Raw genomic sequence first — 19,238 nt, 5'->3', positions numbered from 1 at the left:
GTCAAATGCGATCTTCGGTGGTTGCTATACCGAAACCGGTATATGACAGAGGTGGGTCGGAGCAGTAGCTGGAGTGGGCGACATCATGGCGGCGTTGGGCAATCCTCGCGGAATTTCAGACAGTTACGATGAACTGCCGGGCGCTGGCGAAACACTTCTGCGCAGCGGCTTGAGCCTGCGCCACATGCGCATGATAGCGGCGCTGGACGATCACGGTCGGGTGAGTGCGGCGGCGCAGGTGATGAACATCTCGCAGCCGGCGGCCTCGCGCATGATTTCCGAGATGGAAGCGGTGCTTGAGGTAAAGCTCTGCGAAAGGCTGCCGCGCGGCATCACGCTCACCCCTTACGGCAAGGCGCTGGCCCGGCGCGCGCGTTCGATCCTGCTCGAAATGCGCGAGGCCGACCGCGAGATTTCAGAACTCAAGGCCGGCAAGGGGGGCTCGGTGTTCCTCGGCGCGGTCACGGCGCCGGCGATCGAACTGGCGGTGCCGGCGATCCGCGAGATACGCCGCCTCTATCCGCGCATCGAGATCACCATGCAGGTCGAGACGTCGAACGTCTTGGCGCGCGAACTGATCGCCACGCGCCATGATTTCATCATCGCTCGCATCCCCGACGACCTCAATCCGCGCCTGTTCGAATCGCGCGTCATCGGCGTCGAGAAGGCCTGCCTGATCGTGCGCCGCGGTCATCCGCTGAGCAATGGCCATCCTCTTGGCACTGGGAAGGCGGTGCGGCTGGAGGACACCGCCGCCTATGACTGGGTCTTCCAGTCCGGCGGATCGCCGCTGCGCCAGGCGATGGAAAGCAATTTCCTGAACCGCAACATCGCCCTGCCGGACCGCATCCTCAACACCTCTTCGCTACTGCTGACCCTGGTCATGGTGGCGCAGTCCGATGCCATCGCCCCGGTGTCGATCCAGGTGGCGAAGTTCATCCAGAACCCCGACGGGCTCGCCGGCGCCATCGACGTCGTCCAGACCGAGTTCGACATCGAGGTCCGCCCCTACAGCCTGATCACGGTGAAGAACCGCGCGCTGTCGCCGGCCGCCAAGATGCTGCACGATTTCATCCTGCGGGAAGTGGGATGAGGGCGGCGTAGTGGAGCAGGTCTCCCATCGCCGGCATCACCACCACCATCATCGCAGGCACGGCTGGAGAAGGGTCTGCCACCGCGATTGGCGCCACGGCCGGCGTCACGTCCGCTGCTGGCGCAGACGCGTCTGGTTGCGCGTCTGGCTCTGAGAAACCGGCAACTGGTGCGCCGGCCCTCACAGCTATGCGGCCGATGGGTACCTCTCGAAGCGAGCTTCACCAATTCCTGGGCCGTTGCCTCCGAAAATAGCTTTCTTCACGTGCTCAAATGTCGCGATTGCGTCGGTTGAAGAGACCGCTCTCGATCTATATTAGCGCTGGCTACAATTCAAAGGCAGCCTGTTGTTAACCATCTTGATGGTAGCGTGGATGTCATGTGACGAGCGCGAGGTTAACAGCAATGCCCACCAATCTGCCGCCTGCATGGGTTGGATGGACGGTGGCCATGGCGACTGGGTTCTTCACCGTCCTGACGATGCTGCCCGCGAACGCGGAGACGGTGAGCGGCAATCCCGGTGGCCAGATCGTGACCTTCGCTTTGCACGTCGCCAAACTGCGCGCCGCCGACGAGCCAGTGCACTTTGACGGGGCGTGCGACAGCGCCTGCACGCTCTATCTGTCCCTGCCCGTCGAGCAGCTTTGCGTTACCCCGCGTGCATCCTTCGGCTTCCATCTGCCGTACGGCGTCGGCGCCCGTCAGAACGCGGTCGCTGCCAACTACCTGCTCTCGCAATACCCCGATTGGGTGCGGCAATGGATCGAGGAGCACGGCGGCCTGTCGCACACCTTGATGCGGATGGAAGCCGACGAGGTGGCAATGCACCTTCCCATATGCGTCGAGGTGCAGGCGTGAACAGGGTCGCAATGCGCAGGTCTGCGGCAGGGCGGTTGCCAGCAAACTCGGTCTAAATCATTGATTTTTGCTGGAGCGGGTAGAGGGAATCGAACCCTCGCGTTCAGCTTGGGAAGCTGACAAGCTACCATTACATCATACCCGCGTCGGCCTCTCGATATCATGATGCGCCCGCATCGGGCAATCGCCCTTGGACAGCTGTTCGGAAACGGCTGTTGGAAACCCCACCGGCAGGAACACTGCCGTACGGGCAGTTCCATGCGCACCCGCGCCATGAACCGTTCAGAATCCGGATCGTCCCGTCATGCAGGCCGGCAATCTGCCGGGCAAGGTTCAGGCCGGCGCCGCGCGACTGCGCCGCCGCCGTGGTCGATCGCGCGGAGCAGAGTAGACCGCTGCTCCGCTATCGCTTGGCTGTCCCGGCTTGATGCCGAGCGGCCAAGTGCGTATTCGTGGGCCTGTACCCCGAATCTGGGGACACGAATCTGGAGGCAGGCCTTTGTCCGCATTGACGCGCTTTCTCGGCGACTCGCCCGTCAGGGTGATCGTCAAGCTGCTGGTCGTGTCTTTCCTCGTCGGCCTTGTGATGAACGCGTTCGGCTGGACGCCGATGGACGTCTTCTACGGCGTCCAGAAGTTCTTCATCGATCTGTGGAATCTCGGCTTCCACGCCATCGACCGCTTCCTCGGCTATATCCTGCTCGGGGCCGCGATTGTCGTCCCGGTCTTCATCTTCTTGAGGATTGCCAACTACCGGAAGTAACTTTCGTTCCTCAGGCGAAGGTCGCCGCTACCTCGAACAGGATGGCGTGGCGCGCCGCCAGTGCCGCCACATCGGTCGAGTAGCCGCCGCCGATGACGCCGCAGAGCGGAATGCCCAGTGCACGGAAATGGCCGATCACCATCGCGTCGCGGGAGCGCAAGCCGTCATCGCTGAGCGATAGCCGGCCAAGCCGGTCCTCGGCATGGATGTCGACGCCGGCATTGTAGAAGACGATGTCCCAGCGCGCCTTGGCCGAGAGCTTCGGCAGGAGGACGCCCAGCCGTTCGAGATAGGCGACATCGCCGGTGCCGTCCGGCAGCGCGACGTCGAGATCGGAGGCGATCTTGCGCACGGGATAATTGCGCTCGCCATGCATGGAGAAGGTGAGGGCGCGCGGTTCGTCTTTCAGGATGTTCGCGGTGCCGTCACCCTGATGCACGTCGAGGTCGACAACCAGGATGTTTTGGGCAGCACCTTCGGCGAGCAGCACCAGCGAAGCGACGGCGACATCGTTGAAGGTGCAGAAGCCCGCGCCCTGCGCGCGCCTTGCATGGTGGCTGCCGCCGGCGGTGTTGCAGGCAATGCCATGCTCCAGCGCCAGTCGCGCCGCCAGCACCGTGCCGCCGGCGGCGAGCTGCGCCCTGAGCGAAACGCGTGGGCTTACGGGAAAGCCGATCTCGCGCTCGATTTTTTCAGGCACCGAACACGTGATGACCTGGTCGACATAGTCAGCCGCATGGGCGAGCTTCAGCCAGGAGGCCAGCGCCGGCTCGGGCATCGACAGCGCCTCGGCCTGGATCAGACCCCGCACGTGTAAGGCCTGCATCAGCAACGGATATTTGCTCATCGGAAAGCGATGATTGACCGCGAAGCCGGCATCGTACTCGGGATGGTGGACGATCTGCAGGGGCATGGGCTGGATCCGGCGAGCTCGCCAGACCGGGATTTCGGTTGGCCGTCACGGCAAAGGTGATTGCGCGGTGGCCGGAAAATGGGGCACATCGGCTGTTCGATCAAGCCGCAATCAGCAAGGCAGCTATCCCCTGGACACGGGCGCAACTCCAGCCGACGCGAGACCCTTCGCCGTCACCAACCGGTCGGTGCTTGCCATCGCCGTGCCGATGACGCTGGCCTATCTGACGACGCCGCTGCTCGGCATCGTCGACACGGCAGTGGTCGGGCAGTTTGGCGATGCGGCCCTGCTCGGCGGCCTGGCGGCCGGCGCGCTGGTCTTCGACGTCGTTTTCAACACCTTCAATTTCCTGCGCTCCGGCACCACCGGCCTCGTCGCCCAGGCTTTCGGAGCCGGCGACGAACTGGAGGAGCAGGCGGTGTTCTGGCGCGCCGTGCTGATCGCGGTCGCCGCCGGCATCGCGCTTGTCGGCCTTGCGCCGCTGATCGCCATCGCGGGCCAGAAATTCATCGGCGCCGAGCCGCGCGTCAGCGAGGCGATGGGCATCTACATCCGCATCAGGATGCTCGCCGCCCCCTTCGCGCTGATCAACTACGCCATCCTGGGCTATGTGCTCGGGCGCGGCGAAGGTGGGCTTGGGCTGATGCTGCAGGGGGTGCTCAACGGCATCAACATCGTGCTCTGCATCCTGCTTGGCCTGAAGCTTGGCTGGGGCGTCGCCGGCGTCGCCTGGGCGACCGTCACCGGCGAATTGCTGGCCATGCTGCTGGGGCTCGCCATCATTGTCTGGCGGTTTCGGGGCGCACCACGCCTGCCGCGGCATCGTCTGCTCGATATGGCCGCCTTCCTGCGCATGCTGTCGCTCAATCGCGATATCATGATCCGTTCGTTCTCGCTGCTCGCCGCCTTTGCGCTGTTCACCCGCCAGGGCGCGCAGTTCGGCACGCTGACGCTGGCCGCCAATGCCGTGTTGATGAACTTCTTCCTCATTGCCGGCTATTTCCTCGACGGTTTCGCCACCGCCGCCGAACAGTTGGCGGGACGCGCCATCGGCGCGCGCGCCGAAACCTCGTTTCGCCGGGCGGTGCGCCTGACCCTGTTCTGGGGTTTCGGCCTGGCGGGAACCGCGACGCTGATCTTCTGGCTTGGCGGCGCCAGCCTGGTCGCCCTGATCACCACATCACAGGACGTTCGCGACGTCGCGGATGTCTATCTGCCATGGGCGGCGCTGACGCCGCTCAGCGGCGTGCTCGCCTTCCAGATGGACGGCGTCTTCATCGGCGCAACCTGGTCGCGCGACATGCGCAACATGATGCTCGTGTCGTTCCTGGCCTTCAGCGCCGCATTGTTCAGCTTGGCGCCCCTGGGCAATCACGGCCTGTGGGCGGCGCTGCACGTCTTCCTGCTGGTGCGCGGCTTCAGCCTGCTGGCGATCTTGCGGCTGAGAATGCGCACGGCATTTTAGAGCGATCCGGCGGCTGTCTGCTCCGAGACCACAAGGCGAGATCAGAAACGGCCACGAGCCCAATCTCGAGTCATCTTTCCCGCTGCCTCGCAAACGTCCATAGCTGCCTTTGAGTCGTCAGGTCTCAGTGCAGCTACCACCGCGCCACAGCTTTTGGCTGGCTGACCCGCATAGACCATGTCCGAGTAAGCGAATAGACAGACAGCGGCAGACTGCAACGCGACTGACGAAGGAACGTTCACCGGCAAGGCTTGCACCTTGGCCTGTTGGCAAAGCTGCTGCACGTACGGTTCCAATTGGCCGTTCTCAAAGGGGACTATCAAGGTCGCAAGGACGAAAGTCGCGGTCCATCGCATCGCAGCCTCCCTTTTGGTCCGAAGCAGCCGACAAGCCCAGTTTGTTCTAACTGTGGCGTGAGATGCTGCGGCAGAACACCGGCTATCTTCACCGCTCAGATCAACTTCTCGGCGCAGCCGTTGATTGAAGCGGTTTCGAAGCCCATTCATCGAGACGGCTGTCGCGCAAGTCGCGGATGGACTTTAGCGCTTCCTTGTCGGCAAAATTCACCATTCCGGCAAGGATGCGCCCCGGCAGCGCGGGGCCGGCATAGATCATGCCGGTGTAGAGCTGGACCAGATCGGCGCCGGCGCGGATTTTCTCCAGCGCGGCCTCAGCCGAATCGACGCCGCCGACACCGATAATGGCGCGCTCCGGCCCGAGCAGCTTGCGCATCTTGGCCAGCACGATGGTCGAGCGTTCGAACAGCGGTTTGCCGGAGAGTCCGCCGGTCTCGCCGGCGACAGCCGCGCTTCGTAATCCGGTTCGCGCCAGCGTCGTGTTGGAGACGATGACGCCGTCGATCTGCTTTTCGGTTACCTCGGCGGCGATGTCCTCCAGTTCGGCCTCGACCAGGTCCGGCGCGATCTTGAGGAAGATCGGCGGTTTTGCCGAAGCTGCCGCACGCGCAGCCATGACGCGTACCAAAAGCTCGCCGAGCTGTTCGCGCGCCTGCATGGTGCGCAGGCCCGGCGTGTTGGGCGACGAGATGTTGACCGTGAGATAGCTGGCGTATTTCGCAAAGCGGGAAACGCCCAATTCATAGTCACTGACACGGTCGGCGCTGTCCTTGTTGGCGCCGATGTTGACGCCGACGATGCCGCCGCGCCCCTTGCGCGCGGCAAGGCGTTTTTCCGCCGCTTCGTGCCCCTCATTGTTGAAGCCCAGCCGGTTGATCACCGCATCATCCTGGGTCAGCCGGAAAATGCGCGGCTTCGGGTTGCCGGCCTGTGGCAGCGGCGTCACCGTGCCCACCTCGGCAAAGCCGAAGCCGAGGCCAAGCAGCGCATCTGGAACCTCGGCATTCTTGTCATAGCCGGCGGCCATGCCGAGCGGGTTCGGAAAATCGAGTCCGCGGAGGCTGACGTTCAGCCTGTCGTCGCGCACCGGCCGCGCGCCAACCGGCAGGCCGCATCGCAGTGCGGCGATCGACATGCCATGCGCCGTTTCCGGATCGAAGCTGAACAGCAGCTTCTGGCCAATGCGGTCGAGCATGCTCATTCGGCCTCCAGCGCCGGGAATTGATGCACGCCGTCGGCGCCGACCGGCAAAGGCCGCACCCACAGCACGGCGTTCATGTCGAGCACGCCATAGAGATGCGGGAACAACGCGCCGCCGCGCGAGACCTCGTATTTCAGCGCTTCGCCCAGCCGGGCTCCGTCGATAGCGACCAGAACCAGATCCGTCTGGCCGGCGAAATGCTTGGCCGCCGTCTCGCGCGCCTGGCTTGCGGTGGAGAAATGGACAAAGCCATCGGCGATATCGATCGGAGCGCCGGTGAAGCGGCCGTTTTTCTCGGCCTCGCGCCAAAGTGCTTGGGGCGCGATCTTGTAGATAATCTGAGACATGGCTGCGCTATAGTCCGAACCGATCATGCGGGGAAGGGCAACTCTTCCGCATTTACGGCGCAAAGCTGTGATAGGCTCTCGCACACTGGCTCGTGGAGGATGGAACATGCGTCTGCAGCACATACTGATCCCCGCCGCACTGGTCTCGCTGGTCGCGGCATCGGCCTGGTCCGAGGAGACCGACCGTTACCGGCTTGAAAAATCGGCCAACGGCTATGTCCGCATGGACACCCAGACCGGCGCCATGTCGATCTGCGAGGAGCGCTCAGGCCAGCTCGTCTGCAAGATGGCGGCCGACGAACGCGCCGCCTTCCAGGATGAAGTCGACCGTTTGCAGGCCTCGATGAAGGCCATGGACGAACGCGTCACCAAGCTGGAGAATTCGCTGTCCGCCCGCCTCGAATCGAAATTGCCGAGCGAGGAGGATTTCGACAAGACAATGAACTACATGGAGCGCTTCATGCGTGGCTTCATGGGCATCGTCAAGGAGATGGACAAGGATAATGGCGACGGCGCCAAGCTCAATTCGCAAAAGACCTGAGCCGCATCCGGCCATTGCCGCTTGAAAACAGAACGCTTCGCCGCATAATCGTCCGGTCCCATAAAAGCCGCTAATCAACAACGGGATTTGGGGAGGAACATTTGCCGTCGGGCTACACCTTCGTCATCGCCGACGATCATCCGCTTTTTCGCGGTGCGCTGAAAGAGGCGCTTGCCGGCGTCGGCGATGTCGCCGCCATCTATGAGGCCGGCGATTTCGAGAGCGCCAAGGCGCTGGTCGTGGCCAATGAGGATGTCGACCTGGTGCTGCTCGACCTGTCGATGCCGGGCGCCAGCGGCCTGTCCGGCCTGATCTCGCTGCGCGGCATCCACCCGGCGGTGCCGCTGGTGGTGGTGTCGGCTCACGACGACCCGGTGACGATAAGGCGTGCGCTCGATCTCGGCGCGTCCGGCTTCATCTCCAAATCGGCCAGCATGGAGGAGATCCGCCGCGCCGTGCAGACGGTGCTGGCCGGCGACATCGCCGCGCCCGTCGGCATCGATCTCGGCGTCGAGCGCGACCCTGAAATATCTGACCTGATCAAACGGCTGCAGGCGCTGACGCCGCAACAGACCCGCGTGCTCGGCATGCTCGCCGAAGGCCTGCTCAACAAGCAGATCGCTTACGAGCTCAGCGTCTCCGAAGCGACGATCAAGGCGCATGTCTCGGCCATCCTGCAAAAGCTCGGCGTCGACAGCCGCACCCAGGCGGTGATTCAGTTGTCCAAGATAGGCAGCGATCCGCTGCAGCCGGTGAGCTGAGGCCGGAGGCACTCAGCTCTGTTCGGTTGCCGCCAACCAATCCGCCGGCGGCCTTAGCTCAGCTTCACCGACAGTTCGACGTCGTCGCCGAAAGGCGTCGACATGTAGCCCGACACCGGCGAGCGCACGCGCTCCAGATACTCTGGGCTGAAATCGGCGTTGTCGGCGATCACCAGCGCGCCGGGCCTGAGCCGGCTTTCGACCAGGCTCAATATCTCCGGGTAGATTGCCTTGGCGCCGTCGAGCAGCAGGAGATCGATCGTTTCGGGGAGATCGGCGCTCAGTGTCTGCAATGCATCGCCCTCGCGGACTTCCACCAGATCGATGAGGCCGCCCTCTGTCAGATTGGCCTTGGCCCGCATCACCTTGGACGGTTCGAACTCGGTGGTGATCAGATGGCCGCCGCCATTGTCCCGGAGCGCTGCGGCCAGATAGAGCGTCGAGATGCCGAACGAGGTGCCGAATTCGATTATGACACGGGCGCCGCTGCTGCGCGCCAGCATGTAGAGCAGCGTGCCGGTTTCCGGCGAAACCGCGAGCCAGAGGTCCTTCAGCCGCCCGTAGAAGTCGACATACTCGGTCTTGCTGCTGAGCAGACGTGCCCGCTCGTCCTGAGAGAGCCCGGCCGCTGCCGGGCTCCTCGCTGCTTCGGCCTCCTTGAACAGGCGGGCAAGCAGCGGTGCCAGCGGGGTGAGAGTGGTCATGAAAGGTCTCCAATCGAACAATGGCTGTGTTCTTGTGTTGCCCAGAAAATACGAATAATCCTTCAGGTTTCCAATTCGCATAACCGGACAGCGCTATGGCCGAACGTCCAAGTCCTTCTATTTCCTCGCGAAAACAGCCCAAGCAGGCGCGTGCGGTCGAACTCATTTCGGCGATTTTGGAAGCTGCTGTTCAGGTTTTGGCGAGCGAAGGCGCGCAGCGGTTCACCACCACGCGCGTGGCCGAAAGGGCTGGCGTCAGCGTCGGTTCGCTCTACCAGTATTTCCCCAACAAGGCGGCGCTGCTGTTCCGGCTGCAGAGCGACGAATGGCAGCAGACGACCGACCTTTTGTGCGCCATTCTTCAGGACGTCGAAAAGCCGCCGCTCGAACGGATACGCATCCTGGTCCACGCCTTCATCCGCTCGGAATGCGAAGAGGCTGGGCTGCGCGTGGCGCTGAACGACGCTGCGCCCCTCTACCGGGATGCGCCAGAGACGCAAGAAGCAAGGGCCATGGCGGACCGCACGGTCGAGGCTTTCATGCGCGAGGCGTTGCCCGAAGCCTCGGATGCGGCCCGGGATCTCGCCGCCGATCTGATCACGACTGCGCTAAGTTCGGTGGGCAAGGATTTTTCAAGCAGCCCGCGCACCGACACGGAGATCGAAGCCTATGCCGACGCCATGGCCGACATGTTCTGTGCCTACCTTATAAGCCTTGGACACCGCTGAGACGGGCCAGGGCGCCTATTCGGCCGCCGAAGCCAGCGGCCTGACCCTGGCCATCATCGAACGCAGCACCGCCGGCTTCAGCGGCTTGTTGATCACCGGCACGTCGAGGGCAGCGGCGGCGGCACGGACCTCCGTGGAGCGGTCGGCGGTAACCAGTACGGCCGGCAGATCTCGGCCGTGGATCTCACGCAGCCGCGCAATCACATCGAGGCCGCTCCTGCCGTCGAGATGATAGTCGGCAAGCACGATGTCGGGACGATCGGCCCTGGCGAAATCCTCTGAGCCGGAAAACGTGCCGACGCTGCAGCCCCAGCCTTCGAGCAAAAGCCGCATGCCGTCGAGGATGCGGGCGTCATTGTCGATGCACATGACACGCAAGCCGGCCAGCGAGTTCGCGGTGCGAGAAGGCGCCTTCGGCTCGACCTCGCGTCGCGGCGCTTCAACCGCCGCAACCGGCAGGATGACGGAAAAGCGCGTGCCTTTGCCGGGGTTGGAAAAGATCCGGATTTCGAGCCGCAGGACGCGGGCGATGCGGTCGACGATGGAGAGGCCGAGGCCGAGACCTTCAGCCTCGCGCATGCCTTCATCGAGCCGGGCGAACTCGTTGAAGACCGTGTTCAGCTTGTCGCCGGCAATGCCGATGCCCGTGTCGATCACCTGGATTTCGGCGAGCTCGCCGCGCCGCCGCACGCCGACGAGGATGCGGCCATTGCGTGTGTATTTGATAGCGTTGGAGACCAGATTCTGGATCAGCCGGCGCAACAGATTGCGGTCCGTCATCACGCTGAGCGACGAGGCCATGATCGTCAGCTCGAGTTTCTTTTCGGCGGCGAGTGGCTGGAAGTCGTTACCGATCTGGCGCAGCAGCCCGTCCAGCCGGAAGGCGCTGTCCTCGGGTTTCATCGCGCCGGCGTCGAGGCGCGAAATGTCGAGCACGGCGCCCAGAATGGTCTCGACCGATTCCAGCGAGGATTCGATGTTGACGGCGGCCTTGCCAGCTGGGCCCTTGCCGGCCTTTTCGATCAGTGACGAGCAGTAGAGCCGGGCGGCGTTGAGCGGCTGCAGGATATCGTGGCCGGCGGCGGCGAGGAAGCGCGTCTTGCCCAGATTGGCCTCCTCGGCCAGCATCTGCGCCTGCGCCAGTTCCTCATTGACGCGCGTCAGTTCGATGGTGCGCGTCTTGACCCGCTGCTCCAGCGATTCATTGGCCCGCTTCAGCGCCAGATCCTGTTCGACGCGTCCCGAAATGTCGGCATAGGTGGCGACGATGCCGCCGTCCGGCATCGGGTTGGAGCGCAACTCAAGGATACGGCCGCTTGTCTTCAATTCCATCTGCCATGGGCTGACGAAGCTGGTCAGCCGGTTGAGCATCGCCACGCGCTGGTCGGTCGGAATATCGCCGCGCTCGGCGAGGTGACGCAGGATACGGTCGAGGGAGACGCCGACCTGGCCCATCTCATCGGGCAGGTCGAACAGCGCGCGATATTGCCTGTTCCAGCAGATCAGGCGGAAATCGCGGTCGAAAACGGTGATGCCCTGTTCCATCTGGTCGAGCGCGATCTGCAGCAGATCGCGATTGTGCTGCAGCGCCTCGGTGGCGTCGTCGAGCAGGCGGAAGGCGTCCTTGGATTCGCGATCGTTGCGGCGAAACAAAAGCGACAGGATCAGCCGTGCCGACGAGGAGCCGACTGCGCTCGCCAGCAACTGCTCGGAAAAGCGGATGACATCCATGCTGGCCTGCTCATTGCCGTGCAGCGAGACGCCGGTGCTTTTCTCGAAGGACTGGAAGGAACGCTCGGTGCGCTCGACGCCGAGATAGCGCGAAATGGTGTCCTTCAGCACGTTGACGGTGATGGCGGTGCGGAAGCGGCGCAGGCTGGGCATCGGGCTGGCCTCGCGCGGCACGAAGATCGAGGCCTGGATGCGCTCCAGCGGCACCGACGTGCGCGACAGTGAGCCGAGGACAAAAAACAGCGTGTTGACCGACAGGCTCCACAACACGCCGTGGTTCAACGGCTCGGCGATGGTGCCGAACAAAGCCTGCGGCCGCAGCGCCTCGAAGCCGAACAGGCCCTGCACCACGATGGCAGCGTCGGGCGCGGATAGCGACGGCAAAAGCAGCGTGTAGCCCCAGACGAGGATGCCGGCGACCATGCCGAGTGCTGCACCCCTGCCATTGGCGCCGCGCCAGATCAGCCCGCCGATCAGTGCCGGCGCGAACTGGGCGATGGCCGCGAACGACATCAGGCCGATCGACGACAGCCGCACCGCGTTGGTGCTTTCGCGGTAGTAGAGGAAGGCGATGAACAAGAGGATGAAGATCGCGCCGCGCCGCACATTGAGGATCAGCGTCGACCAGTCCTCATTTTCCGAGGTCGTGGTCTTGAGCAGGCGGCGCACGAAAAGCGGGATGACGAGATCGTTCGAGATCATGATCGACAGCGCCACGCTTTCGACGATCACCATGGCGGTCGCCGCCGACAGGCCCCCGATGAAGGCCGCCATGGCGAGCACGTCATGGCCGCTGAACAACGGCAGCGACAGCACGTAGAGGTCGCTGCTGGTCCTGGTGCCGACCAGCGACAGGCCGGCGAAGGCAATCGGCAGCACGAACAGGTTGATCGCCACGAGATAGAGCGGAAACACCCAGGTCGCTGTACGCAGCTCAGCCTCGCCGCGGTTCTCGACGATGGTGACGTAGAACTGGCGCGGCAGCATGATGATGGCAAAGCCGCTCAAACAGGTCAGCACCAGCCAGGTGGCGAGCGAGGTGTTGTAGCCCATGGCGTGCCGCACCTGGTTGTTCTGCGCGAGCTTGTCGATCATATCGCCCGGGCCGCCGAAGATCAGGAAGGTGACCATCAGGCCGATCGCCAGGAAGGCGGCGAGCTTGACCACGGTTTCGACCGCCACCGCCAGCACCAGCCCGTCCTGGTGCTCGGTGGCGTCGGCATGGCGGGTGCCGAACAGCACCGCAAACAGCGCGAGCAGCATGGCCACGACCAGCGAGATGTCGCTGACGAACGGATCGAAGGACGGCGGCGATCCGGTATAGTGCTCGACCATCAGGCCGACCGAACCGGAAATCGCCTTCAATTGCAGCGCGATGTACGGGACCGCGCCGATGGTGGCGATCAGCGTGGCGATCGCCGAGACGGCAAAACTCTTGCCGTAGCGGGCGCCGAGGAAGTCGGCGATCGAGGTGATCTTCTCGCTCTTGGCCAGCCGCACGATGCGGTTGAGCAGCGGAAAACCGAACACGAACACCAGCACCGGGCCGGTATAGATGCCGAGAAATTCGAGGCCTCGTTCGGAGGAAAGCCCGACCGAGCCGAAGAAGGTCCAGGAGGTGCAGTAGATGGCGAGGCTGAGCGCGTAGATGAAGGGCCGGGCACGGCCAGGCCCCGAAGCCGCCGAACGCCGGTCGCCGAGGCTGGCGATGGCGAACAGCAGCGTCACATAGGCGATGGCGATGATGACGATGAACCAGCCCTGCACGGCCCGAAAGTCCTCCCTGGCCGGTATTCGCCCGGCGCGCCCCAGACGCAATCACAGCTTTGGGGTCGAGTCCATCGCGGCTTTCGGCGCATGGCGGCTGCGTGTCGCTCTGTCGAGCCATGACCTGAGGTAAGGAGAAAGCGGTGTTTTCCAGCGTTTGCTTCTGTTGCAACCGCAGGTTTTTGTTATGGTATGTGCGGGCCGGCGCCAGAGGACGGCGGCAGCGCGGCCTTGTCGTGACAAGGAGGGTCGAATGCTGAAAGAGTTCCAGGAATTCATTTCCAAGGGCAACGTGATGGACTTGGCCGTCGGCGTCATTATCGGCGCTTCCTTTGGCACTATCGTCAAGTCGCTGGTCGACGACGTCATCATGCCGATTGTCGGCGCGATCTTCGGCGGACTGGATTTCAACAACTACTTCCTGGGACTTTCGTCGGCCGTCAACGCGGCCACACTGGATGCGGCCAAGGGGCAAGGCGCGGTCCTTGCCTATGGAAGCTTCATCACCGCGGTGCTGAACTTCCTTATCCTCGCCTTCATCATCTTCCTGATGGTCAAGGCGGTGAACAATCTGCGCAAGCGGCTTGAGCGCGAGAAGCCCGCCGCCCCGGCGGCTCCGCCGCCGGCTGACGTCGCCCTGCTCACCGAAATTCGCGATCTGCTCGCCAGGAAATAGCTCCGAGGCAGGTCCTTGGACCAAAACCCCGGTCGTTCGCGGCCGGGGTTTTCTGTTGTCGCATCTGCTAAGAGCACTGGCTCGATATCAAGACGGACGTGTCCATGACCCTGATCGATAGCTTGCGCCCCGAGGCCGTGGCCGCACCCGAAAGCGGCATTGTCGCTGTCGTCAACTACGGCCGCACACGCGAGGGCATGATCCCGCTCTGGGCCGGTGAAGGCGATTTGCCGACGCCTGCCTTCATCTCGGAAGCCGCCACAAAGGGGCTCGCCAATGGCGAGACCTTCTACACCTGGCAGAAGGGCATTCCGGAGCTGCGGCAAGCGCTCTCTCGCTACTATCTCAGGCATTTCGGCAAGAATTTCGCCGAGGAAGAATTCATCGCCACCGGATCCGGCATGCATGCCATCCAACTGGCGCTCGCCGCCGTCGCCGGCAGCGGCGACGAGGTTGTCTATCTGTCGCCGGCGTGGCCGAATTTCGCCGCCGCCGCCGGTGTTTCTGGCGCTACTCCTGTGGCGGTCACGCTAGATCAGTCGGGCAATGGCTGGTCCTGCGATGTCGGCAAGATCGCTGCCGCGGTCACGCCGCGCACCAAGGCGCTGTTCGTCAACACGCCCTCCAACCCAACCGGCTGGACCGCCGACCGGGAAACGCTGCAGGCGATCCTCGATCTCGCCCGCGAAAAGGGCCTGTGGATCATCGCCGACGAGATTTATGCGCTGTTCCACTACGGCCATGGCCGCGCACCGTCCTTCCTCGACATTTCGACCGCGGAAGACCGCATCCTGTTCGTCAATAGTTTTTCCAAGAACTGGGCGATGACCGGCTGGCGCATCGGCTGGATCAAGACCCATCCCGACCTGCAGCAGGTGTTCGAAAACCTGATCCAGTATTCGACCTCGGGTGTCGCCCAGTTCATGCAGCGCGGCGCCGTCGCCGCCCTCGACCACGGCGATGGCTTCATCGTCGAACAGGTGGAGCGGGCCAGGAAGGCGCGCAACATGGTCTGCAATATCCTCGGCGCCACCGGCAAAGCGCGCTTCACCGTGCCGCAAGGCGCGTTCTACCTGTTCTTCACGGTCGACGGCCTCACCGATCCGCGCCGGGCCGCCTTCGACATCGTCGACAAGGCCAATGTCGGTCTGGCCCCCGGCACCGCCTTCGGCCCCGGCGGCGAAGCGTTTTTGCGGCTATGTTTCCACCGCCGCCTCGATCAGCTCGAGGAAGCCGCGCATCGGCTGGCGAAGTGGATGAAGACGGTTTAGCCAAACCGCCGAAGAAGCCCGAATTGAAACTCGCTCCGGTGAGTCAGCTGGTGTGGGTTTCGAGAACCGGAGCGCAGCAGACATTTGGGTCCGTGAGCACCGGAAGCGCAGAAAACCGAACCAGATGGCCGCCGGAGTAGGGTTTCAAACGGGCTTCAGCCGCCCGACTTCGGCACCAGCAGGGGAACGATTCGGTCGCTCTTTGCGACGGCGGGCCGTCCGGCGGAGCCGTAGGGGATGCCGAGTGCATCCCATGTCTCGACCAGCGCGTCCTGCAGTCCCGCAATCAGTTCATCGGTATGGAACGGCGTCGGCGTAATGCGCAGCCGCTCGGTGCCGCGCGGCACGGTCGGGTAGTTGATAGGCTGGATGTAGATGCCGTGCACGCCGAGCAGGCGGTCGCTGGCCATCTTGCAAAGTTCGGGGTCACCGACCAGCACCGGTACGATGTGCGTCGGCGACTCCATCACCGGCAGGCCGGCTGCGCTGAGAACCTCCTTGGTCCGCGACGCCTGGCGCTGCTGCGCATCGCGTTCGGCCTGCGAGCGCTTGAGATGGCGGATGGAGGTGGTGGCGGCAGCGGCGATTGCTGGCGGCAGCGCCGTGGTGAAGATGAAGCCCGGCGCATAGGAGCGCACGGCGTCGATGACGGCGCTGTTGCCGGCGATATAGCCGCCGAGCGTGCCGAATGCCTTGGCCAGCGTGCCCTCGATGATGTCGATGCGGTCGGCCAGCCCCTCGCGCTCGGTGATGCCGCCGCCGCGCGACCCGTACATGCCGACGGCATGGACCTCGTCGACATAGGTCATGGCATTGTAGCGTTCGGCCAGTTCGACGATCTGCTTGATCGGCGCAATGTCGCCATCCATCGAATAGACGCTCTCGAACACGATCAGCTTGGCGCGTTCGCGGCCCGCCGCCTGCAGCAGGCTTTCGAGATGCGCGACGTCATTGTGGCGGAAAATCTTCTTTTCGGCGCCCGAGCGCCGCACGCCCTCGATCATCGAGGCGTGGTTCAGCTCGTCCGAGATGATCAGGCAGTTGGGCAAAAGCCGTGCAATGGTCGAGATCGAGGCTTCGTTGGAGACGAAGCCGGAGGTGAAGACCAGGGCCGCTTCCTTGTCGTGCAGGTCGGCCAGTTCCACTTCGAGCTCGACCAGCGGGTTGCTGGTACCTGAAATGTTGCGGGTGCCGCCGGCGCCCGAGCCCATCTTGCCGGCCGCATTCTGGAACGCGGCGATGACATCGGGGTTCTGGCCCATGCCGAGATAGTCGTTGGAACACCAGACGGTTATTTCCTCGGCGCGGCCGTTGGAACGCCAGATGGCGCGTGGAAACTTGCCGACAATGCGCTCGAGATCGGCGAAGACGCGGTAGCGCCGCTCGGCATGGAGCTGATCGATCGCTTCCTCGAAGAACCGCTGATAGTTCATGTCGCCTTCCCAGTTTTGCGCGGGATCATAATCATTGGCCCATTCGTCGTCCACCGGGGCTGTTTGGTCAAAATGCCACGCCCCGCCACTGTTCCTAACGATCCGGGATCGTGCCCTATTCCCTTGATGTGCATCAACTTTGTTTCACTACGATGCCTTGGGCCGCTGAGACTGTTACGGACTTAACATACCGGTCTTGTATAGCCCTGCGGCGGTCTTTCCAGTAAGGCGGCATTTGAGACAGTTTCCGATAAATCTTGAATAGCGAGGATACGGAATGACGGTTTTGGTAACAGGCGGCGCCGGCTATATCGGCAGCCACATGGTCTGGGAACTGCTGGATGCCGGTGAGAGCGTCGTCGTTCTCGACCGGCTTTCCACCGGCTTCGAATGGGCGGTGGCGCCGGAGGCCAAGTTGGTCGTCGGCGATGTTGCCGACAAGGAACTGGTTGGCTCGATCATCCGGGACAACAAGGTTGATGCGATCATCCATTTCGCCGGCTCGATCGTGGTCCCGGAATCGGTTACCGATCCGCTCGCCTATTACGAGAACAACACCTCGAAGACCCGCACGCTGATCGAAACCGCGGTGCGCGAGGGCGTACCGCATTTCATCTTTTCCTCGACCGCCGCCGTCTATGGCGGCGCCGGACTGGAGCCGGTGCGCGAAGACGCCCGCCTGGCGCCGGAATCGCCCTACGGCCTGTCCAAGCTGATGAGCGAATGGATGCTGCGCGACGCAGCGCTTGCCCATCCCTTGCGCTATACGGCGCTGCGCTATTTCAATGTCGCCGGCGCCGACCCAAGGGGTCGCACCGGCCAGTCGACGCCGGGCGCCACGCATCTGATCAAGGTCGCCTGTGAGACCGCGCTCGGTAAGCGCGCGTTCATGCAGGTGTTCGGCACCGACTATCCGACGCCGGACGGTACCTGCATGCGCGATTACATTCATGTCAGCGACCTGGTCGCGGCGCATCGCCTGGCGCTGCAACGGCTGCGCGCCGGCGGCAACAGCCTCGTCGCCAATTGTGGCTACAGCCACGGCTATTCGGTGCTCGAGGTCATCGACAGCGTGCGACGCGCCTTCGGCCGTGATTTCGAGGTCAAGATGGGTGACCGGCGCCCCGGCGACGCCGCCGCCATCGTCGCCAATTCCGACCTTGCGCGCGCCGAACTCGGCTGGACCCCGCAGCGCGACGATCTCGACCAGATCGTCGCCGACGCACTCGCCTGGGAGCGCATCCTGACCAGCAAGAACTCTGCCCGGGGCTGAGCCTAGCGTCCCCAAGGGCTCGCAAGGCGCGCGGCGAAGCGCTATTGAAGGCATTCGCGATGCAGCGTGGAGGCGCGGCGCCGCGAGGAGCTTTTGGGGGATGGCATGAAGATAACGGTGCTCGGAGCCGGCGTTGTCGGTACAGCGGCCGCCTATTATCTGGCCGCCGATGGCCACGAGGTCACAGTCATCGAGCGCCATCCGGCGCCGGCACGCGGCACCAGCCAGTCCAATGCCGGCCTGGTATCGCCGGGCGATGCCACCGCCTGGGCCTCGCCGGCGGCGCTGAAGACTTTTCTGCGCGCCCTCTGGAACCATGATCTCGGCATTAAAGTCAGGCTGCGCTTCGATCCCTATTTCCTCGCCTGGAGCCTGCGCTTCCTGCGCCAGTGCACAGTGGCGCGGCTACACGCCAACAGCCGGGTCAAATTGCGCCTCGCGCTCTATTCGCGCGACTGCATCAACGCCATCTCGGCCGACACCGGTATTCACTATGACGAGCGCAAGAAGGGTATCCTCTACTTCTTCCGCTCGCAGCGCAGTCTCGACACCGGCACCGACAATTACCGCTATCTCGCCGAGCATGGCCTGCCGATCGAGATCGTCGGCCGCGACCGGCTGATCGAGCTGGAGCCGGGTCTTGCCGGGGTGAAGGAAAAGATCGCCGGCGGTGTCTATTCGCCGATCGACCAGACCGGCGATTCCCGGCAGTTCGTGGAAAAGCTCGCCGCCTATGCCGCCGAGAAGCTCGGCGTGAAATTTCTCTATGGCACGACGGTCGAAGGCCTCGACATCGAAGGCGACCGGGTGCGCGCGGTGATCACCTCGGCTGGCCCGGTCACTGGTGATGCGGTGGTCATCTCGATGGGGCCGGAAAGTGGCCTGCTCGGCCGCCGTTACGGCATCGACTTGCCGGTGTATCCGGTGAAGGGCTACACGGCGACCATACCGCTGGACGACGAGAGCAAGGGTCCGACCATGGGTGGGGCCGACGAGGACCAACTGATCGCCTATTCCAGGCTGGGCAACCGCTTGCGACTCGCCTCAACCGCCGAATTCACCGGCTTTGACCGTAGCCACAAGCCGAGCGATTTCGCCGCCATGTTCCGAACCGGCAAGGATCTGTTTCCCGGCGCCTTCGACGAGAAGAAGGCCGAACTCTGGGCGGGCCTGCGGCCGATGATGCCGAACTCCGTGCCGGTGATCGGACAGGCGCGCTACAAAAACCTCTATCTCGATACCGGCCACGGCCATGTCGGCTGGACCATGGCCTGCGGCTCCGGCAAACTCCTGGCCGACCTCGTCGCCGGCCGCAAGCCCGAGATCGACCCGCAAGGTCTGGTCTACGGAGGCTAGAG

Annotated in this window: 17 protein-coding genes and 1 tRNA gene; 11 read left to right on the top strand and 7 right to left on the bottom strand. The window is 63.7% G+C overall.

Features of this window, described 5'->3' with window-relative positions; translation table 11 throughout:
* Nucleotides 1–85 precede the first annotated feature (85 nt).
* Entirely contained in the window at nucleotides 86–1,093 is a 1,008-nt protein-coding gene (locus H0241_RS04620; RefSeq protein WP_181056835.1) for a LysR family transcriptional regulator, read from the top strand.
* A 404-nt stretch (nucleotides 1,094–1,497) separates the two neighbouring features.
* The gene (locus tag H0241_RS04615; RefSeq protein WP_181056240.1) at nucleotides 1,498–1,950 is read left to right on the top strand and encodes a hypothetical protein; all 453 of its coding nucleotides are present in this window, start codon (nucleotides 1,498–1,500) and stop codon (nucleotides 1,948–1,950) included.
* A gap of 71 nt (nucleotides 1,951–2,021) precedes the next feature.
* Here the strand turns inward: H0241_RS04615 and H0241_RS04610 are convergent.
* A tRNA-Gly gene (locus H0241_RS04610) sits at nucleotides 2,022–2,095 on the bottom strand.
* Nucleotides 2,096–2,449: 354 nt separating this feature from the next.
* On the opposite strand from H0241_RS04610, the gene H0241_RS04605 reads away from it, so the two are divergent.
* Nucleotides 2,450–2,713: a DUF6460 domain-containing protein gene (locus H0241_RS04605; protein WP_181056239.1), complete on the top strand. Its 264-nt coding sequence runs from the start codon at nucleotides 2,450–2,452 to the stop codon at nucleotides 2,711–2,713.
* A 10-nt stretch (nucleotides 2,714–2,723) separates the two neighbouring features.
* On the opposite strand, the gene H0241_RS04600 is transcribed toward H0241_RS04605, so the two are convergent.
* Nucleotides 2,724–3,626, bottom strand: coding sequence for a histone deacetylase family protein (locus H0241_RS04600; protein ID WP_181056238.1), 903 nt, complete (start codon nucleotides 3,624–3,626; stop codon nucleotides 2,724–2,726).
* A 130-nt stretch (nucleotides 3,627–3,756) separates the two neighbouring features.
* On the opposite strand from H0241_RS04600, the gene H0241_RS04595 reads away from it, so the two are divergent.
* A complete protein-coding gene (locus H0241_RS04595; protein ID WP_235984124.1) occupies nucleotides 3,757–5,091 on the top strand; it encodes an MATE family efflux transporter in 1,335 nt (444 codons plus the stop codon).
* Between the two features lie 456 nt (nucleotides 5,092–5,547).
* Here the strand turns inward: H0241_RS04595 and H0241_RS04590 are convergent, their stop codons facing one another.
* Together H0241_RS04590 and H0241_RS04585 are read right to left on the bottom strand one after the other, a co-directional pair.
* Complete coding sequence (locus tag H0241_RS04590; protein WP_181056236.1) at nucleotides 5,548–6,648, bottom strand: quinone-dependent dihydroorotate dehydrogenase; 1,101 nt, start codon at nucleotides 6,646–6,648, stop codon at nucleotides 5,548–5,550.
* Entirely contained in the window at nucleotides 6,645–6,995 is a 351-nt protein-coding gene (locus H0241_RS04585; protein WP_181056235.1) for a DUF952 domain-containing protein, read from the bottom strand. Before H0241_RS04585 ends, H0241_RS04590 begins: the two co-directional genes overlap by 4 nt.
* A gap of 106 nt (nucleotides 6,996–7,101) precedes the next feature.
* On the opposite strand from H0241_RS04585, the gene H0241_RS04580 reads away from it, so the two are divergent.
* The gene (locus H0241_RS04580; protein ID WP_142868313.1) at nucleotides 7,102–7,536 is read left to right on the top strand and encodes a hypothetical protein; all 435 of its coding nucleotides are present in this window, start codon (nucleotides 7,102–7,104) and stop codon (nucleotides 7,534–7,536) included.
* 101 nt (nucleotides 7,537–7,637) lie between these two features.
* Entirely contained in the window at nucleotides 7,638–8,297 is a 660-nt protein-coding gene (locus tag H0241_RS04575) for a response regulator transcription factor (protein WP_181056234.1), read from the top strand.
* Between the two features lie 53 nt (nucleotides 8,298–8,350).
* Here H0241_RS04575 and H0241_RS04570 read toward each other — a convergent pair whose 3' ends face one another.
* The gene (locus H0241_RS04570; RefSeq protein WP_181056233.1) at nucleotides 8,351–9,001 is read right to left on the bottom strand and encodes an O-methyltransferase; all 651 of its coding nucleotides are present in this window, start codon (nucleotides 8,999–9,001) and stop codon (nucleotides 8,351–8,353) included.
* A gap of 95 nt (nucleotides 9,002–9,096) precedes the next feature.
* Here H0241_RS04570 and H0241_RS04565 point away from each other — a divergent pair, with 95 nt between their 5' ends.
* On the top strand, nucleotides 9,097–9,729 hold the full coding sequence (locus tag H0241_RS04565) for a TetR family transcriptional regulator (RefSeq protein ID WP_181056232.1): 633 nt from the start codon (nucleotides 9,097–9,099) through the stop codon (nucleotides 9,727–9,729).
* 15 nt (nucleotides 9,730–9,744) lie between these two features.
* Here the strand turns inward: H0241_RS04565 and H0241_RS04560 are convergent, their stop codons facing one another.
* Nucleotides 9,745–13,227, bottom strand: a complete 3,483-nt coding sequence (locus H0241_RS04560; RefSeq protein ID WP_181056231.1) for a hybrid sensor histidine kinase/response regulator — start codon at nucleotides 13,225–13,227, stop codon at nucleotides 9,745–9,747.
* Nucleotides 13,228–13,480: 253 nt separating this feature from the next.
* Between H0241_RS04560 and mscL the strand changes: the two genes are divergently transcribed.
* On the top strand, nucleotides 13,481–13,903 hold the full coding sequence (mscL, locus tag H0241_RS04555) for a large conductance mechanosensitive channel protein MscL (protein WP_181056230.1): 423 nt from the start codon (nucleotides 13,481–13,483) through the stop codon (nucleotides 13,901–13,903).
* A gap of 104 nt (nucleotides 13,904–14,007) precedes the next feature.
* Nucleotides 14,008–15,174, top strand: a complete 1,167-nt coding sequence (locus tag H0241_RS04550; RefSeq protein WP_181056229.1) for a pyridoxal phosphate-dependent aminotransferase — start codon at nucleotides 14,008–14,010, stop codon at nucleotides 15,172–15,174.
* Nucleotides 15,175–15,329: 155 nt separating this feature from the next.
* Here H0241_RS04550 and hemA read toward each other — a convergent pair whose 3' ends face one another.
* Complete coding sequence (hemA, locus tag H0241_RS04545; RefSeq protein ID WP_181056228.1) at nucleotides 15,330–16,607, bottom strand: 5-aminolevulinate synthase; 1,278 nt, start codon at nucleotides 16,605–16,607, stop codon at nucleotides 15,330–15,332.
* Nucleotides 16,608–16,884: 277 nt separating this feature from the next.
* Between hemA and galE the strand changes: the two genes are divergently transcribed.
* Entirely contained in the window at nucleotides 16,885–17,880 is a 996-nt protein-coding gene (gene galE, locus H0241_RS04540) for a UDP-glucose 4-epimerase GalE (protein ID WP_181056227.1), read from the top strand.
* A 105-nt stretch (nucleotides 17,881–17,985) separates the two neighbouring features.
* Nucleotides 17,986–19,236, top strand: a complete 1,251-nt coding sequence (locus H0241_RS04535; protein WP_181056226.1) for a D-amino acid dehydrogenase — start codon at nucleotides 17,986–17,988, stop codon at nucleotides 19,234–19,236.
* Nucleotides 19,237–19,238: the final 2 nt, after the last annotated feature.

The organism is Mesorhizobium neociceri (genome assembly GCF_013520985.1).
Lineage (GTDB): Bacteria > Pseudomonadota > Alphaproteobacteria > Rhizobiales > Rhizobiaceae > Mesorhizobium > Mesorhizobium neociceri.
Note: the sequence above shows the minus strand (reverse complement) of the source record. Positions and strands in the feature narration are given on the sequence as shown.